Genomic DNA, 19179 nt, shown 5'->3' with positions numbered 1-19179 from the left:
CGGGCCGTGTTCGCTGCCGGCCCGGCGCCCCTTCCCTTCCCGTCCCGCCTTTGCCCTTCCTCCCACTCTTCGGCCGGTTTCGGCCAGCATGCCGGACGCCTGACCGAAGTCGCCCATAGAGCCCTCGCCGCGCCTGCCAGCCTGGCGGCCTGCGCTGGCCCGGCGCCCGACTCGTCGAGCCGCGGCAAGCAGCCGGCGCCGCGCCTCACCTCGCCCGCCTTGGCGGCTCCGCTTCACTCACCCGGAAACCTCACCGCCCCGGCTCGCCACCGGCTGCTCGGCGCCGCCCGGCAGGCCGGCCTCGGGGGCGACAACCATCGGCGCGAAGCCGATGGCGAGGGCCAGCGTCGCGACGGCGGCGATCAGCAAGCCGAGCGCCGAAGCCGACTGCCATTGCATCAGCGTCGCGCAACTGGCCACGCCGGCCGCGATCATGAACTGCTGCACGCTGCAGATCGTCGATGCCTGGTCCGCATGCTCGCGGAACGGATACAAGGCGGCGGCGAAATTCGGCGCGATCAGCATGCCGGTGCCGAACATCACCAGCGCAAAGGCCGCGATGACCGGCACGACCGCCGTGCAAAGGCTAGCCGTGGCGGCCACCGCGAGCCCGCCCAGCAAGGCGCAGGCACAGGCGAGCCGGGTGCGGCGGGCCTCGCCGAAGCGGCGGCCGGCGGGAGGCGCGAGCAGCGAACCGGCAATCTCGAACACGCCGCAGCAACAGAACGCGATCGAGAATTCGTTCTGGCTCAGACCGTAGCTGCCGAACAGGATGCCGGGCAGGAACGAGAAGAAACAGAAGTTGATGGTCGTGCCGATCGCGCAGAGCAGCGCGTGGCGCCAGAAGCGCGATGCACCGAGGATGCGCAGATAGACCTCGCGCGAAGGCTGCCGGGCATCCAGGCCGCGAACCCCGAAACGCGCCAACGGCTGTCGCGCGAAAAACACCATGGTCGCCACCGAGATCGCCAGCAGCAGCAGGAACACCGCGCGCCACGAGCCGCCCAGCTGTAGTGCCTGCGAGCCGACCACCGGCCCGGCCAGCGGTGCGGCCGTGATCGCGACCGTCAACAGCGTGGTGCCGCGCAGGTTGTCGGCGCGGTCACGCGCCTGGTCGGCGATCGCCGCATACGAAAGCGAGACGCAGATCGCGGCGGCGGCGCCCTGCACGACCCGGCAGGCGATGAACAGCGCGATCGACGAGGTCGCGGCGCAGCCGGCCGTGGCCAGCGTGAAGGCCACCAGCGCGAAGCGGATCGCTTGGCCACGGCCGATACGGCGGGCCAGCTCGCCGATCGCGAACTGGGTGGCACCCAGCGAGACCACGAAGGCGCTCAGCGTTAGCTGCAGCTGGTTGGGCGTCGCGCCGAGCGCGTCGCGCAACACATCGAGCGCGGGCAGGTAGAGATCCATCGACAGCTGCCCCAGCATGACGACGGGTACCAGGATCCAGACGATGGACGATGAGGGATTCGAACGCAGGCTCATGGGAACGCGTCTCGTGATGGGAAAGGAGGCAGGCGGATGGGAGAGCGGGTGGCCGGGCCCGGCCTGCGATGCACGGCCGGACCCGGCGGTCCCGGGCAGAAGCAGCGACTCGGCGATTCGACGATCAGCGGATCGGCTCGTTCGCGGTCTCGAGCGTGAGCGCGGCGAGCGCCGCCGCGTGCCGCTCGATATAGAAATGGTCGCCGTCGAAGTCGTGACGCGAGCCCGGCCCCTCGGTGAGCGTGGCCCAGGCGCGCAGCCCATGCTCGGTCACGCTCGGGTCGGCGCGTCCGCTGCAGACCACGATCGGGCAACGCAGCCGTGGTCGGCCGGCCCGGAACACATACGATTCGTAGAGCCGGAAATCGTCGCGCAGCACGTTCATGAAGTAGCGCATCGATGCGGGTATCTGCGCGATCTCGGCCGGCATGCCGTTGAGCGAATGCACCGCCGCACTGAATGCCGCATCGTCGAGATGCGCGATGCGTTTCTCCTCGGCGATCATGGGCGGCGCGGACAGGCCCGACACCACCAGCCGCGTGACGGGTTCGATGCCGCTCGCGCGGCGCGCGGCGTGGTTGACGCGCATCGCCAGTTCATAGGCGATCAGCGCGCCGAAGCTATGGCCGAACAGGACGGGCGGTGGCGCGGCCAGCGCGAGGTACTCCAGGGCGATCTCGTCGAGCAGCGCGTCGAGATCGGTGGCAGCGGGCTCGTCGGCGCGTGCGCCGCGCCCCGGCAGCTGCACGCCGGACAGGCCGACGCCCGCCGGGAGATGGGGCTTCCAGGCGTAGAAGCGCTCGATGCTCGCGCCGGCCCATGGAATGCAGAGCAGGTGCGCTGCGCCCTCGTCGGGGCTCAGCAGCGTGCGGATCGCGTGGCGGCGGCGTGCCGGGGCGGGCGCCGCCGCCTTCGCCACCTCGGGCGCGGCGCGCGCCGCGTCGAGTCGGATCGGGCGGCTCGTCATCGCGCGCCTCCCTTCGGGGCGGTGAGCGTGCCACGGTTCGAATGCACCTGGAACGCGCAAACCTCGCGAAAACCGAGCCGGCGATAGACGCCGAGACCGTCCGGCGACGCCTGCAGGGCGGCGCGGCGTGCGCCGAAGCGCTCGCGCGCCTCGCGCAGCACCGCTTGCAGGGCGACCGTGCCGAGCCCGCGCCGGCGCCACTGCTGCGCGGTGCTGACGTCGAACACATGGGCGACGTCATCGGCCAGGTAGATCGCGACGGTGCATACCGGCACCCCGTCCAGTTCCCCGAGATAGAGCTTGAGCGGCTCGTCGGCCGCCAGACCGAGTTCGGCGGCTTGCCGGTAGAACGCATCGACGCAGGGGTCCGGCGGCACGAACAGCGCGCCGATCAAGGCACCGAAGCGCGCGATGTCGGCGGCCTCGCCGATCTGCCGGATCCGGAAGCCGTGCGGCGCGCCGATTTCGGGCAACACGGCCAGCTCGGCCAGCATCCCCACATCGGTTTCCTCGGGTTCGAAGCCGGCCTCGCCGAGCGCGTCTCGCAGCGCCTCGTCGGCCGCGCGATCGGACGCCCACCACGCGGCCGGCAGCCCCGCCGCACCGAAGCCGCGCGCGATCTCGGCAATCGTGTCGGGATGCGTGCCCGCGTCGGGCGAGCTGATCACGAGATTGAAGGTGTCGGTCGGCAGAGCGCTGTTCACGACCAGGTGGCCGTCCGTCTCGTGCACGCGCATTGCCGCGCCGATGCGGCGCGGCAGATAGCCGTTCTTGTGCTTCATGCCGTCGATCAGGATCGCGAGATCGGCCTCGAGGCTGCCCGCCCCGGCGGCCGGCGCGCGCAGCGTGATGTCCACGCAGCCGTTGAGCAGGCAGGCCTCGAGGCCCGCCTGACGGCAGGCCTCGACCATCTTGCGCGCCTCGCGCATGGCCAGCGAGCTCTCGTCGTATTCGAGGCTGCTGATGAAGGTGAGCCACGGCTCCTGGGCCATCGCATAGATGAAGACGCGCTGCGCCCCGATGATCTCGGCGAGCCGGAAGCCGGCGGCACAGTCCGAGCCGTTCAGGCGCCGGCTCTCGTCCATCGAGCGCGCGATGCGGGTATCGAGCATCGAACCGTACAGCCAGGATACCGGCGCCCCTTCGCACTCCATGCCGATGAACAGCGTGTCGATGCGCCCATAGCGCGCGCGGATCCGCTGGTACAGGCGGTCGTCGAGATTATTGCTATCGGCCACCATCAGCACGCGCCGCTGCGGCGTTTCCACCAGGAAGCCGAGCTTGCTGCGAATGTCGAGATCGCCATGCTCGCCGAGGAACGGCACCGCGTGCAGCGTGCCGTTGCGCAACGGCAGTGCATCGAATTCGCTCATCACCATCACGTTCGCGAAACCGAGCGCCTGCGCGACATGCTTCATCGACGGGTCCATCAACTGGCCGTAGGTGTTCTGCGGCACCACGATGGTCTTCACGCGGTCGCGCAACTGCAGCAGCGTCTCGAGCACGAAGTGGTCGTGATGCGAGTGCGTGATCACCACGTAGTCGATCACCTCGGGCAGGTCGTCGTAGGTGAAGCGCGGCGACTGGCCGTCGAATGCGTAGCTGACGAGCGGATCGAACAGCAGGTTCTCCGCGCCGGTTTGCACCAACACGCAGGCATGGCCGAAATAACGGACACGGGGTTCGTGCGGCTCGCTGCGCGGGGCCGGCGGCGGCTCGCGGGTAAACAGCGCGGCGAGTGCTCCGGCCTCGGTGCCGGGCGCAGTGCGCGCGAGCAGCGCGTCGAACTGATCCTGATCGAGCCCGTGCCGGCGCGCCGCGCTCAGTGCGATGGCGAGCGGATCCGCGAACGGCAGGTCGAGCAGCACGTCGCCGCTCGAGGGCAGGCGCGGTGTGCTGAGGCAGAATGGCCGGCTGTCGTCGGACTGCGACGCGAGCGCGAAGGATTGCAGCGCGCGGGTATCGTAAGCGTCGTAGAACAAGGCCTCCATCAGGCGCGGATAGGCCAGGTTGCCGCGTTGATACGCCAGCTCGACCAGGCCGCGCAGGCGCTGCGGCAGCCGTGCGTAGAACGCGTTGAGCGAGTGGCCGTCGGCCTCCTTGAGCGTGGCGGCGAGCGCGTCGAGATCGTCGGCCAGGCCGAGCAGCGCCGCGCCATCGGCGCGCGTGGTGTCGATCAGCGCCTGCATGGCCGGCACGTCGGCCAGGTCGAGCCCCTGGGCGAACGGGCCGCCGCGCATGCGGGGGTCGTCCGCCGCCTTGCCATGCAGCGACGGGTGCTGGACGAACGACGCCATGATGGCGAGGTGGTGCCGTGTCAGATACGCGGCGGTCGGTGGATAGACGAGCCAGGGGTTCGCGTGCCAGCGATTGACCAGCGGCTCGATCTTGACATGCTTCTTCAGGAAGTATCGGGTTGTCACGGCTCTCTCTCGTTGATCTTATAAGTTGTTGAACTGCTCCACCTCGGCCGCCGGCAGCGGAGCCGCGGGCGCCTGCGCGAGGCCTGCTGCGAGCCCCAGGCGCTCGCCCAGCATGCGTGCCTGCCCGGCAACGCTCGGTGCGTCGTAGCAGTCCACCACTTGCATCGGCAGCGCATGCGTCGAGGTGAGCTGCGCCACGCACTGCGCGACGGTCAGCGAGTTCGCGCCCTGTTCGAACACGTTGTCGATGCCGCGCAACGCCGGTTGCCCGAGCAGCCCGCGCCACTGCGCCAGTAGCAGCACCTCCAGCGCGACCAGGGTGGCAGGCGGCGCGCCGGCCGCGGGCGGCGCGGCGGCGCCGGCCTCGCCCGCGCGAGCCGCCTCGATCCAGTGGCGCTGCCGCTCGAATCGATAGGTCGGCACGGCGACCGGCGGACGGCCCCGCCTGCCTGCCGAGAGGCGAAAGTCTAGCGCAATGCCGGCACGCCACAGTAATATTTGTAAGTCCAATCCGGCCGGGGTCGACAGCGGCTCGTCGCTCGTCAAGCTCGCGCCGTCGGCCCACTCCAGGCGCCACGCGCCTTGCGACACGTCGAGACGCAGCGGCGCGCTCTGGTCGTGCCGGATGCCGAGCGCCGCGAGCCGGGCCGCCAGCGCATCGGGCCGGTCGGCATGCTGCGTCACGCCGAGCCGCTGCGCGACCGCCGCCATCTGCTCGGCGGCGATCCGCACGCCGGCCGCAAGCGGCGCGGCCGCCCGCGCCGGCGCCGCCCGCAGCCGCGCGACGGCCTCGGCGGGGCCGCTCGCGCTGATGGCCAGGCGATGTTCGAAGGCACGGCGGCCGACGCGCGTGGCCGCCGCGAACGCGGCGAAGCCGGCTGCGTCCGCCTCGTTCATGGCTTCCAGCGCCTGCACGTAGGCATCTCGCAATGCCGCGAGCGAGGCGGCGCTGCGGGCCGACACGACAATCGCCTGCGGGCCGTCGCAGGCTTGCGGCTCGCAGTTCGGCGCCTCGGCCACCACCACGTGCGCATTGGTGCCGCCGATGCCGAACGAGCTGAGCGCCGCACAGCGGGGCCGCTCGCGGCGCGGCCAGGCGACGGGCTCCCGGTTGATGGTAAACGGCGCGTCACCGAAGCCGATGCGCGGGTTGAGTTCGCGGAAATGCGCGGTGGGCGGAATCGTGTCGTGATCGAGCGCGAGGCACAGCTTGACGAGCCCCGCGAGCCCGGCGGCGGTGTCGAGATGGCCGATCTGCGTCTTCAGCGCGCCGAGATAGCGGGTGCGGCCCGTGCCTGCGCCGCCGAACACCTGGTTGAGCGCGCGCGCCTCGATCGGGTCGCCGAGCGGCGTGCCGGTGCCATGCGCCTCGACCAGGTCGATGTCGTCGAGCGCGACGCCGCAGTCGCGATAGGCCCGCGCGATCACCTCGGCCTGCCAGCGCGGGCTCGGCGCCGTGAAGCCGACCTTGTCGCGGCCGTCGTTGTTGAGCGCGCTGCCCTTGATCACGGCGCGCACCGGATCGCCGTCGGCGAGCGCGGCCGCCAGCGGCTTGAGCACCACCGCGCAGGCGCCGTTGCCGCGCACCGTGCCGGAGGCGTCGCGATCGAACGCGCGGCACACGCCATCGCGCGAACCGATCATGTTCTCCGAGTAGACGTAGCCCGACTGCTGGGGCAAGGCGATCGACACGCCCCCCACCACCGCTGCCGCGCAGTCGCCGCGCTGCAGCGACAGGCAGGCGTAGTGCAGCGCCACCAGCCCGCTCGAACAGCCGGTCTGCAGGTTGACGGCCGGCCCGTGCACATCGAGGAAATAGGCCAGGCGGGTGGCAAGAAAGTCCTTGTCGTTGAGCATCAGCAGCTGCAACTCGCCGTGACGCTCGCGCAGCGCCGGGTCGGGCAGCAGGTGGCGGATCAGGTACTGGCTCAGGCCCGAGGTGGTGAACAGGCCGAGCGAGGCACCCGCGCAGTCGCTGGCCTGAGCATCCTCCAGCGCCTCCCAGACGACCTCCATGAGTACCCGGTGCTGAGGATCGAGCAGGTCCGCCTCGGCCGCCGACAGCTTGAAGAACGGCGCGTCGAATGCCTCGATGCCGTCGATCACGCCGCGGCGCGGCACGTAGCGAGCCCGATCGACCTCGCCCAGCGCCTCCAGCTCGGCGGCCAGCTGCTCGGGCGTGAAGGTGGTCAGGCCGTCCTCGCCCGACATCAGCAGGGACCACAGTGCGTCGGGGCCGCGCGCGCCCGGCACGCGCGCGCCCACGCCGATCACCGCGATGTCGAGGGCGGCCGCGCCGGCCGCCTGGCGTGCATCATGCGAGTGCGTCATGGGCGGTCCATTCCTCCAGGAAGTCGGCCAGCGTGCCGACGGTGACATGCTCGAACAGCGCGACGATGTCGAGTTCCTTGTCGATGCCGCGCTCGGCGAGGCGCTGCGACAGGGTTTCGTAGACCGACATGATCTTGAGCGAACTGCCGCCGACGTCGAAGAAATTCTCGCCGTCGCCGAAATCTCCATGCCCGACCTCGCCGGCCCAGATCTCGCGCACCAGGGTGCGGAAATCGGCCGGCGCCGCGGCGCCGCCGTCGTCCGTCGGCGCCGCGCTCCAGGCCGCCTCGTCGCGCGGATCCGGCAGCGCGAGCGCGGCCAGCGCGACGCGCGCCGTACCCGTGAGCGCGGCGAGCACGCGGTCGAGATTCGCGCAGATCCGCGCGATCAGCGTCTCGCTGTAAAGCTCGGTGTGGTACTCGACCAGCACGCGGTAGCTGCCCTCCTCCTTGCGCAGGGAAAACAGCAGGTCGTACTTGGCCACGCCGCGATCGAGCGGCACCCGGCGCGCCGTGAAGCCGTCCATCTCCAGCGTTTCGGCCTGCTCCGGCTCCAGGTTCACCATCACGCGGAAGGCCGCGCGCCGCAGCGCGGTGCTGGCCTGCAGCGCGTCGAAGATGTCCTCGGCGGCCACGTGGCGATGCGTCTGCGCGTCGGCGAGGGTGAGCGCCACCGCCTGGGCGAGCCGGTCCAGATCCCAGTCGGCACCGCTGCGCACCCGCAGCGGCAGCGTGTTGACGAAGAAACCCACCAGCTCGCCGTCGGCGAAATGGTCGCGCTGCGAGAAGAACGAACCGATCGTCACGTCCTCGGTGCCGGCGCCGTGCCGCAGCAGCGCGGTCACGGCGGTGGTGAACAGCGCGAAAGGCGTCACCGCGCGGCGCGCGGCGGCTGCCTCGAAATCGCGGCTGATCGCGGCCGGCAGCCGGTGGTGATGGAGCCGGCCGGCAAAGCGCGCGACCGGCTTCGCGTCGGGCGCGACCAGGTAGGCGGTCGCGCCGCGATAGTCGCGCAGCTGCTCGACCCAGTAGGCCAGATCGGCGTGCGCCGCCGTGCCGCCGCGTGTCTCGGCGGCGAAGTCGGCGAACCGGCGCGCGGGCGCGGCGTCCACCGCCAGCGGCGCGTCGCCGGCCCGGTAGTCCCGCTCCAGTTCGGCGAACAGGACGTTCATCGCGCGGTCGTCCACCGCGATGTGATGGAACACGAAGATCAGCCGCCCGGCATGATCGCCGAGCCGCAGCTCGGTCACGCGCAGCATCGGATCGTGGCGCAGATCGAAGGGCCGCATCGCCTCGGCCGCGATCAGCGCCTCGGCGCGCACCATGCGCTGCTCATCCGGCTCGGCACGCAGGTCGACGCTGGCGAGCACGAACGGCGCGGCCTCGCGCTCGCGGATCCGCAGGGCGCCGTCCTCCCAGGCATAGGTGCTGCGCAGGATCGGATGGCGGGCCAGCCAGTGCGTGACGCAGCGCGCGAGCCGCGCGCGCTCGAGCGTGCCGCTGTAGTCGAATACCAGCGGAGCATTCGACACGGCCCGCCCGCCGGGGCTGTTCTCCAGCAGCCAGATGCCGCGCTGGGCCGCGGTAGCGAGCGTGCCGCCCACGGCCGGCCCGCCCGCACCCTCGCGCGGCTGCGCGGGCGCCGGCGCGGCGGGGGGCGCCACGGGTGCCGCGACCGCAGCCGCCGGCGACGGTGCCGGCGCGGCTGACCGTGCCTCGGCGGGCTGATTCGCCGCGCGCCGCGAGCCGATCGCGGCCGCCAGCGCGGCCGGCGTGCGCAGGCGGAACACGTCGGCGATGCTGACCGTCACGGCGAAGCGCTGCTGCAGCAGAAAGGTCAGCTGGGCGCTCAGCAGCGAGTTGCCGCCGATCCGGAAAAAGTCGGTGTCGCTCGCCACGTCGGTGCGTGCCATCAGCGTGGCGACCACCTCGCGGACCTGCTCTGCGAGATCGTCGACGGCCGGCTCGGCGCGATAGCACGCCGAGGCGATCCGCTCCAGTGCGGTGCGGTCGGTCTTGCCGTTGCCGTTCAGCGGGATCGCCGCGATCGGCTCGACCCGCGAGGGCACCATGAAGGCCGGCAGGCGGCTCTGCAACTGATCGAGGATCTCGTGTCCCGGCACCTGGCCCGGCTGGGGCACCACCAGCGCGACGAGCTGGTCGTTGCCCGAGGGATCGACGACCTTCACCACCGCCGCGTCGGCCACGCCCGCGATGCCGCGCAGCGCGACCTCGACCTCGCCGGGCTCGATGCGCACGCCGCGCACCTTGACCTGCCGATCGGCGCGGCCGAGGTAGCGCAGCAGGCCGTCGTCGTCGAACTGCCCGAGATCGCCGGTGCGATACAGGCGCAGCCCCTTCAAGGGGCCCTGCGCGACGGTCGGGAATTTCTGCTCGGTGAGCCGCGGGTCGTTCAGGTAGCCGAGCGCGACGCCCTCGCCGCTCAGGCAGATCTCGCCGACCGCGCCGGGCTCGACCGGCATCAGGGCGTCGTCGAGCAGGTGCGCGGTCTTGCCCGGCAGCGAGCGGCCGATGCTGACGGTACGGCTGCTGCCGTGGCGCGGTACGGCATGGCCGGTCGAATAGGTGGTGTCCTCGGACGGGCCGTAGAGGTTATAGACCTGCCGCACCTGCGGCGCGGCGTCGTGGATCGCGTCGACCAGATCCTGGTACAGCGCCTCGCCGGCCAGGTTGACGACCCGCGTCGCGGCCGGGAAGCGGCGGCGACGCACCAGCTCCCGAGCGGCGGACGGCACCGTGTTGATCAGGCTGACGTCGAATTGCGCATCGGCCTCGAGCAACTGCAGGATCGAGTCGACGAGCACCACCTTGCTGCCGGAGCAGAGGGTGCAGACCAGCTCGAAGAGCGACAGGTCGAAGGTGATCTGCGTCGAGGCCAGCACCGCGCGGCGCTCGTCGGGGCGATAGGCGGCGCGATACCAGTCGATCAGGTTGCGCAGGCTCGCCTCGCCGATCAGCACGCCCTTGGGCGTGCCGGTCGAGCCGGAGGTAAACACCACATAGGCCGGGGCGTCGTCGCCGCGCGGCGCGGCGGGACGCCAGCCCGCCCCCTGCGCCGCGCCGGGTTCGGACGGCAGCACGATCGCGCGGCACTCGGGCGGCAGCAGCGCGGTCAGGGCCTGGCTGGTCACCACATGGGTGATGCGATGGCTCAGGACGATCTCGCGGATCCGCTCGGGCGGATATTTCTCGGTGAGCGGCACATACACGGCCTGCGAGCCGAACGCGGCGAGGATCGCGGCGGGCAGCCGGAAATCGCGCGGCAGCAACACGCCGACGAGGGTGCCGGGGGTGACGCCCGCCTCGGCGAGCCGCGTGCCGATCGCGGCGACGCTCGCCAGCAGTCCGGCGTAGCTGAGCTGCCCGGACGGGCCTTCCAGCGCGAGCGCGTCGGGCTGCGCGGCGCAGGCCTGCTCGAACTGGGCATAGACGGATGGTGCGGATTGGGTCATTGCACGGCTCTCTCTGAATGGACTGCCATGTTTGGGATCATTGATTGACGGCGAGCTGCGCGTCGCGCTCCAGCAGCTTCGCTTCGATATGCTCGACGAGCAGGCCGAGCGTCCGGATCTCGTAGATGATCATCGCGTGCAGGCCGATCTGATAGCGATCCTTGATCATCGAGACGAACTGCACCGCGCTCAGCGAATGGGCGCCCTGCTCCAGCAGCACGTCGTCCCAGCCGAGTCGTGGCGCGCCGAGGATGGCCGCCCAGCTGCGCTCGACGAAGCGGTGCAGGTCGGAGCGGTAGACCTGGCCGTCGTCCTCGCCGGCGCGCGTCCCGGCCTCCTGCGCGACGTCTCGCAGCCGCGCCAGCTCGGTGACCTTGCTAACCTCGCCCCAGTGCTCCAGCACCGAATCGAAGTCGATCGTCGAGATCACCAGCCGGGGGCCGAAATTCCAGTGCAGGATGCGATCGTAGACGGCGGCGATCTCCTGCTCGGTCATGTGGTTGCGCATATGCTCGCGGCTCAGGTCGGCGAACTGCGGCAGCACGTTCGGGCGCGTCAGCCGTTCGGCGTTGACGGCCCCCCAGTTGGTCGAGCACACGTCGCCGAGCTCGGCCGCGAGGCCGGTCTGCGCGATCGCGTCGACAAAGGCATTGGCCGCCGCGTTGTCGATCTGGCCGAGCCCGCCGATGATCGAGTTCATGCTCGAGCAGAGAATCAGCTTGGTGACGGGATGCCGCCTCAGATAGGCGAGCAGGTGGTAGGTGCCGTACACCTTGGCCGCGAACACCGTATCGAAATGGGCGATGTCCTTGTTGTCGATCATGCCGTTCTCCACGCGGCCGGCCGCATGGATCACGCTGTGGATCGCGCCGTGGCGCGCGCGTGCCGCGTCGAGCGTGGCGCCCAGGGCCTGCGCGTCGGTGATGTCGCAACGCTCGATGCACACCGTCGCGCCACGGCGTTCCATCGCGCGAATGCGCTCGATCTTGCGCGAATACGGATGCTCCGCGCCGTGCTCGGCGAGCCACGCGTCCCATTGCTCACGCGGCACGAAGCGCGACGAGTTCAGCAGCAGGATGGTGCAGGCCGCCCGGCTCGCCAGATAGTCGGCCACGCTCAGGCCCAGTTCGCCGAGCCCGCCGAACACCACGTAGAGGCCCTCGGCCGCCACTTGCGGGGCGCATTCGGCCGGCACCGCGAAGCGCTCGTAGACGCTCTGCCAGCGCCGCCCGTGACGCAGCGCGACGATCTCGTTGGCGGCCGTCAGCGGCTCGAGGAATTCGAGCCCGAGGCGAGCCGCCGACGGGCTGGCGGTGAACAGCTCGCGCGCCGCCACGTCGACGATCCGGCAGTCGATGAACGCATACTCCTTCTGGAGCGTGCGGCTGATGCCCAGCACGGTCGCCTTGTCGGGATGCAGCGCCTCGCCGGGCGAGAGCGCTACCAGTTGCGAGGCGGCCACCAACACCGAGCACGAGCCGGTGCCGAGCGTCGCGAGGTTCAGCGTGCGTGCCAGATAGATCAGGCTGAAGAGGCCCGGCGTCTGGTGCTCGGCGAAACGCGCGGGCGTGCCGTCCCAGTCCGCCTCGGGGGTGAGCCACGCGTGTACCACGTAGCGCGGCAGGCCGGCGCCCGCGGCGAGCGCGTCGAGCAGTTGCCGGTAGTCGTCCTCGCGGGCCGGATCGATCGCGAAGGTGTGTGCGTCGATCGCCGCGAAGCCCGTGCCGGGCACGACATAGGTGCAGCGTGCCGCATCCGCCCAGGGGGCGGCGAGCCGGGCCTCGCGGCTCGGCGCAAACACCAGCACCGGCGCGTCGCGAAACGCCTCGACGCGCTGCGTGCCCGCGGCGAGCGCCGCGGTCTCGCGCCAGGTCGGCTTATAGAACCACTGGCCGATGTCGTCGATCTTGCTGTTGCGCCGCTCGGCCTCGCTGCTGACCGGCAGCCACTGCACCGTCCTCGCGAACGCGTAGCCCGGCAGGGAGACCTTGCGGCGCGGCTCCCCCGCGTGCGCCGCGCGCCAGTCCACCGGCACGCCGGCCTGCCAGGCCACGCCGAGCAGGCGGGTGAGGAAGGCGTCGTCGAGCGAGGGTGCGCCCAGTTCGACCACGCGGCCATGCAGCGGCAGCCGCGCGGCGCCGTCGAGCGTGAGCAGGTAGTCGGTGGGCGTCGGTTCGACGGCATGGCCGGCCAGCACGTCGGCGAGCGCGTCGCCGACGGTCGCGGCCAGCGCCGCGGGCAGCACCGGGTGCGGCTGAGGATGGGCGTCCACGCCGAGCCCGCGCAGCCGCGCGACCAGCAGCAGCGCGTAGGCGGCGATCCGGTCGGGCGGCGCATACGCGTCGAGGCCCGCCAGGCTGCCAGCCTCGCGTGCGCGGATCGCGCGCCAGGTCGCCTCGGGATCGTTCGACACGGTCGCCACCAGCAGCCGGTGCCGCTCGCCCTGCCAGATGTGCGGGGCGGCCACCGCCAGTTCGTCGGCGGCCTCGGCCGCGTCGCCCGCCACCACCGCGAGCCGGTGCGCGAAGGCCTTGCGCCCGACGTTGGTGGTGTAGCAGAGATCGGCGAAGGGCGGCGGCTCCGCGCCGTTCAGCCGGCCCAGATAGGCCAGGCGCAGCGCCTCCAGCGCCTCGGCGCTGCGCGCCGACAGCGTCAGGCAATAGGCCGCGCGCGTGGCCGGCAGCGGCTCGAGGGGAGGCGCCTCGGCCAGGATCGCGTGCGCGTTGGTGCCGCCGATGCCGAAGCTGCTGACGGCGGCAAGCCGCGGCATGTCGGAGCGCCACTCGCGGCCCTCGGCGTTGACCTCGAACGGCCCCCGCGCCAGGTTCAGGCGCGGGTTGGCGGTCTCGAAGCCGAGCGAGGCCGGCAGCCACCGATGCCGCAGGGCCAGCGCGGTCTTGATCACGCCCGCCGCGCCGGCCGCCACGTCGATATGCCCGATATTGGACTTGACCGAGCCGATCGCGCATTTCGTCGTCCGTGCGTCACGCTCGCTTGCCTCGGCGGCGTAAGCGTCGGTCAGCGCGGCGATCTCGATCGGGTCGCCGAGCGAGGTGCCGGTGCCGTGCGCCTCGACGTACTGGATCTGCGCGCAGCCCACGCCGGCCGCCGCGAGCGCATCGCGAATCACGGCACGCTGGCCCGATACGCTCGGTGCCGCGTAGCCGACCTTGTCGCCGCCGTCGTTGTTGACCGCGCTGCCCTTGAGCACGGCGTAGATCTGGTCGCGATCGCGCAGCGCGTCGGCCAGGCGCTTGAGCACCACCAGCCCGGCGCCGTTGCTGAACACGGTGCCCACTGCGCGTTCGTCGAAGGCGCGCACCTGCCCGTCCGGCGAGAAGAAGCTGTCCTGGCTGTACAGGTAGCCGCGCGTGTTCGGCACGTTGATCGACACCGCGCCCGCCAGCGCGAGATCGGCCTGATAGCTGAGCAGATCCTGGCAGCCGGCGTGGATCGCCACCAGCGAGGTCGAGCAGGCGGTCTGGATGTTCACGCTCGGCCCTTTCAGGTCGAGCAGGTACGACAGGCGCGTAGTCAGGTAGTCGCTCAGGTTGCCGAACAGGATGCTCTGGCCGTCCCGGTCGAGATCGACCGCCTCGGAGCGGAACACCACCGAGTGCAGATAGCTGTTCAGGCTCACCCCGGCATACACGCCGACCCGGCCCGGATCGACGCCCGGTACGAAACCCGCGTCCTCGAACGCGTGCCAGGCGAGCTGCAGGAACACGCGCTGCTGGGGGTCCATCAGCCGCGCGTCGTGGTTGCTGATGCCGAAGAACGCGTTGTCGAAGTATTCGATGTCGCGCAGCCGGCCGCCGACCGGCACGTAGTTCGGCGCGCGCAGATGCGCGGGATCGATCCCCGCCGCGAGCAATTCCTGCTCGTCATAGCGTTCCAGCGAGCAGCGCCCGGCCTCGAGGTTGCGCCAGAATTCGCGCACGTCGGCGGCACCGGGGAATGCGCCGCTCATGCCGATGATGGCGATGTCAAGATCACTCACTTTGCGACTCCATGCTAAGTTTCCTGGATTGGTAATAGTCGTGCCGGCGGCGTGCGGGGGCCGGCGCTGCGCCCGTGCGTGCGGGCTCCGGTTCCGGGGGCGAGCGCGGGGCCTGGGCTTCGGCCAGCCGCTCGATGGTCGGGAAGCGGAACATGTCGATCGCGGCCAGATCCCAGTCGAGCGCCTGATTGATGCCCTCCACCAGCTTCAGCGCGATCAGCGAATGGCCGCCCAGTTCGAAGAAGTTGTCGCGGATGCCCACCGGCTGCACGCCCACGCATTCGCTCCACAGCGCGGCCAGCACGCGCTCCACCTCGTTGCGCGGCGGCACCAGTTCGTCCTTGAGCGGCGGGCGCGGCGCCAGCTCGACCGCGGCCGGCGCCGCGTCGTCGCGCTCGCCGAGCACCCAGTTGCGGTAGCGGCCGAGCAGATCGCCGCTGGCCACCACCACGTGCGCAGGCCAGCCCAGCGCGGCGAGCCGGCCGAGCACCGCGAGCCCCTCCTCCTCGCTGATCGCGTAGTGATCGATACCGATGTCGGCGTTGCCGTCCTCGCGCGTGTCCTTGAAGAAGGCCCAGGCGTCCCAGTCGATCACGCTCCAGGCACAACTCGCGCTGCTCGCCGAGCGTGCATAGGCATTGAGCAGCGAGTGCGAGGCCGCGTAGCCGTACAGGCCGATCCCGCCGAGCGTGGCCGAGATCGACGAGACCACCATCACGCGCGACACCGCCAGCCGGCGCGTCAGCGCGTGCAGGTTGGCGCAGACCGCGAGCTTGGGGGCGATCAGCGCGTGCAGGTAGGCGTGGTCGGTGTCGTTGAAGGCGCGATAGTGCATGTCGGTCGGCGCGCCGGCCGCATGCACGATCAGATCGAGCGAGCCGAAAGCCTGCTCGGCCTCGCGCGCGGCGTGTTCGAGCGCGACCGGATCGGTTGCGTCGGCGTCGATGAAGCGGATCCGGTGGCCGGCCTGCACCATTCGCCCATACAGGCCGTGCCGGCGCCGCAATGCCGGGTCCGAGGCGGCGCCCGGATCGTTCAAGGCGGCGGCCACGCGGGTGGCGCCACGGCTGACGATCGCCACGTCGGCGCCGGCCACGCTGGCGAAGAACGCCGCGTAGACCATCCCGACGTTGCCGGCGCCCCCCACCACCAGCACCGAGCGCGGCGCGCGAGCGGCCTGCGGCGCAGCGGAAGCGCCGCGCCGCAGCCGGCGTTCGAGCAGCCGCCCGGCGTCCACCCGCAGGAAGCGCCCTGTCTCGTCGAGGCAGGCCTCGGCAAGCCGGTCGCGCGCGGCAGCGGCGCCGGCAGCCGTGCCGGACTCGCCGTCCAGCGCCGCGGGCTCGACTTGCAGCGTGCGGCACCGCAGCCGCGTGAATTCCTGCTGCGCCACGGTGGCGAAGCCGTCGATCCAGGCGTGCGCCGCGCACGGTTCGCCGGATGCCGGCGTCAGCGCGACGAGCGTGACGTCGAGCCTGCCTGGCAGCACGGCGCGCAGGGCGCCGAGCCGGCCTTGCAGCAGCAGCATCGCGGCGATCGGATCACGCTGGCCGTCCACCGGCGGCGGCAACGCCACCAGCACGCGCCAGACGCGGCGCGGCGGCTGGCCGGGGCGGGCCTCCCCGCCACCCGGAGCCTGCGGCGCGGCGGCGGCGAATGCGGCGAGACGGGCCTCGAAACCGGCGGCGGGCTGGTCTGCAACGAAATCGTCAAGCACGCTGAGCCGCGCATGGCGCGCGAGCCGCCGCGCCAGCCGGCTCGCGAATTCGCCGCCGTCGCCGATCAGCAGCAGCGGCGCCTCGTCCGCGCGCGCCGCGTGATCGGCCGCGGCGTGCCGGGCCGGCGCCGCCTCGGCCCATTCGTGCTCGTAGAGCCAGGCGTCCAGATCGTCCTGCTTGCGATAGGCCGCGGGCGCCGCGTCCGCCGCACGGCGTGCGGCCGGTGCGTCGATCCAGCAGCGCACCTCGTCCAGCGGATGCGGGGGCAGCGGCACGACCTTGCCGCGCGATTCGCCGTACAGCGGCAGCCAGTCGATCTCCATTCCGTTGACCCAGCATTGCCCGAGCAGCGTGTCGACGGTCACGGCCTCGGCGCCGGGCAGCAAGGTGGAGAACGACGCGGCCTCGGCCGGCAAGGCGCGCGCCAGCGCGTTGACGAGCGACTTGCCGGGCCCCGCCTCGATCCAGGCGCCGAACGGCACCTGGCCGGCCAGCGTGGCGAGGCAGTCGCGAAACCTCACCGTGCCGCGCAAGTGGTCGATCCAGTAATCGCGCGTCGCGAAGCGCTCGGGGCGATCCGCGCGCCCGTCGAGATTGGCCGCGATCGGAAAGCGCGGCGGGTGCAACGTGACGGCGTCGAACGCCGCGGCGAACTCGAGGCTGCTGGCCGCCATCAGATGCGAATGGAAGGCGTGCGAGGTCGGCAGCCGCACGCTGGCCAGCCCGGCCTCGGCAAGCCGCCCGGCCAGCGCGTCGATGGCCGCCTCGGTGCCGCCGAGCACGCACGAGGTCTCGCTGTTGACGGTGCAAAGCGATACCTCGGGGCCGACGAATCCGGCTACGCGCGCCTCGTCGCACAGCACCGCGAGCATCGCGCCGCGCGGCGCGCGGCTCATGATCCGCGCGCGTGCGCCGACGATCCGCACGGCATCGTCGAGCTCGAATACGCCGGCGAGCGTCGCGGCCACGTATTCGCCGAGGCTGTGACCGGCCGCGGCGACCACCGGCAGGCCCATCTCGATCAGCAGCATGCCGAGCGCGTATTCGAGCGTGAACAGATACGGCTGCAACACGGCGGTATCGCGCAGCGCCGCCTCTTGCGCATTCAGCTGCGCGCGCGGATCGTGGCAACCGGCCGCGACAAAGCGGGCCGCGCAGGCATCGAACAGGTCGCGGAACCGGCCGCCGCGCGCATGCAATTCGCGTCCCATGCCGGCGTATTGGGTGCCCTGCCCCGGAAACAGCAGCACGACCCCCGCATGGCGCCAGTCGGCGTCGGCCCTCAGGCGGGCGGGCGCGGCCGCGCCGAACACCAGCGCGCGCCGTTCCGCATGGTGCCGCCGGAACAGCTGCGAGGTGTAGCGCGCGTCGCCCGGCGGCAGCGTGCCGGCGTCAAGCGCCTCCCGGCTGGCGCGCTCGATCGTGTCGAGTGCCTGCGGCGTGCGCGCCGAAAGCAGCAGCGGTCCGTTGTCGACACGGCCGGCCGGCTCGGGTTCGGGCACCTGCTCGATGATCACGTGGGCGTTGCTGCCGCCCACGCCGAGCGCGCTGACCGCGGCGCGGCGCGGCGTGCCGGGGGTGTCGGGCCACGGCTCGGCGCGCGTGGGGACGTAGAACGGCGAGCCCGCCAGCGTCAGCTCCGGGTTCGGCGCGGTGAAGCCGGCCAGCGGCGCGCGGATCCGATGCGTCAGGCACAGCGCGGCCTTCAGCACGCCCGCCAGGCCGGCCGCGACATCGGTGTGGCCGATGTTCGCCTTGACCGAGCCGAGCGCGCAATGGGCCTGCCTGCCCTCGCCGCTCGTCTCGCCATAGGCGTCGCGCAGCGCGCGGAATTCGATCGGATCGCCGAGCGTGGTGCCGGTGCCGTGCGTTTCCAGATAGCCGATGGTGGCCGGATCGATGCCGCTGCGCTGGTAGGCACGACGAATCGCATCGGCCTGCCCGGCCACGCTCGGCGCGGTGTAGCCCGACTTGCGGGCACCGTCGTTGTTGACCGCCGAGCCCCGGATCACCGCGAGGATCGGATCGCCGTCGCGCCGTGCGTCGGACAGGGCCTTGAGCGCCAGAACCACCGCGCCGTTGGTGAACACGGTGCCGCTCGCGGCCGCGTCGAACGGGCGGCAGACGCCGTCCTTGGCCAGCACGCCGTCACGCTGATACAGATAGCCGGCGTGCTGCGGCGTGTGGATCGCCGCGGCGCCCACCAGTGCCATCCGGCACTGCCCGGTCAGGATCGCCACGCGCGCATTGTGCAGCGCCAGCAGCGAGGACGAGCAGCCGGACTGGATCGACATCGCCGGGCCGTGCAGGTCGAGCTTGTAGGCGATGCGGGTGGCGGCGCAATCGCCGCTGTTGCCGAAGACCACGTCGGCGAGCGCGAGGCTGCCGGGCGGATGCCCGCTCAGGTTGTTCAGCAGGTAATGGGCAAAGCCGACCGAGGCGAATACGCCCACCTCGCGGGTGGCCGCTCCCACCTGCTCGAGCAGCTGGTGCGCGAGGCTCAGCAGCACGCGCTGCTGCGGGTCGATCGCCTGCGCCTCGCGAAACGTATAGCCGAAGAAGCGATAGTCGAAGCGATCGATATCGTCGAGCACGCCGGCGCGCCGCACGTACTCGGCCCGGGACGACAGCGCCGCGTCGACGCCCGCCTCGCGCAGCGCCGCGTCGGACAGCGTGCTGATGCAGTCGCGGCCCTCGATGATGTTGCGCCAGAAGGCGTCGATGCCGTCGGCGCCCGGCAGCCTCAGCCGGGCGCCGATCAATGCCACCTGTTCCATGGTGTC

General features: G+C 71.6%; 7 protein-coding genes. All 7 read right to left on the bottom strand.

Features of this window, described 5'->3' with window-relative positions; genetic code table 11:
• Nucleotides 1-237 precede the first annotated feature (237 nt).
• Nucleotides 238-1488, bottom strand: a complete 1251-nt coding sequence (locus KS03_RS25360; RefSeq protein WP_015875727.1) for an MFS transporter — start codon at nt 1486-1488, stop codon at nt 238-240.
• A gap of 124 nt (nt 1489-1612) precedes the next feature.
• Nucleotides 1613-2455, bottom strand: coding sequence for a thioesterase II family protein (locus KS03_RS25355; protein ID WP_015875726.1), 843 nt, complete (start codon nt 2453-2455; stop codon nt 1613-1615).
• Nucleotides 2452-4878, bottom strand: a complete 2427-nt coding sequence (locus tag KS03_RS33245) for a GNAT family N-acetyltransferase (RefSeq protein WP_015875725.1) — start codon at nt 4876-4878, stop codon at nt 2452-2454. Before KS03_RS33245 ends, KS03_RS25355 begins: the two co-directional genes overlap by 4 nt.
• Before the next feature lie 18 nt (nt 4879-4896).
• On the bottom strand, nt 4897-7209 hold the full coding sequence (locus KS03_RS25345) for a beta-ketoacyl [acyl carrier protein] synthase domain-containing protein (RefSeq protein ID WP_045678912.1): 2313 nt from the start codon (nt 7207-7209) through the stop codon (nt 4897-4899).
• Nucleotides 7193-10681: a non-ribosomal peptide synthetase gene (locus KS03_RS25340; protein WP_015875723.1), complete on the bottom strand. Its 3489-nt coding sequence runs from the start codon at nt 10679-10681 to the stop codon at nt 7193-7195. Before KS03_RS25340 ends, KS03_RS25345 begins: the two co-directional genes overlap by 17 nt.
• Before the next feature lie 37 nt (nt 10682-10718).
• The gene (locus KS03_RS25335; protein ID WP_015875722.1) at nt 10719-14681 is read right to left on the bottom strand and encodes an SDR family oxidoreductase; all 3963 of its coding nucleotides are present in this window, start codon (nt 14679-14681) and stop codon (nt 10719-10721) included.
• Nucleotides 14674-19173, bottom strand: coding sequence for a type I polyketide synthase (locus KS03_RS25330; RefSeq protein WP_015875721.1), 4500 nt, complete (start codon nt 19171-19173; stop codon nt 14674-14676). Before KS03_RS25330 ends, KS03_RS25335 begins: the two co-directional genes overlap by 8 nt.
• Nucleotides 19174-19179: the final 6 nt, after the last annotated feature.

Source organism: Burkholderia glumae LMG 2196 = ATCC 33617, from assembly GCF_000960995.1.
Lineage (GTDB): Bacteria > Pseudomonadota > Gammaproteobacteria > Burkholderiales > Burkholderiaceae > Burkholderia > Burkholderia glumae.
Note: the sequence above shows the minus strand (reverse complement) of the source record. Positions and strands in the feature narration are given on the sequence as shown.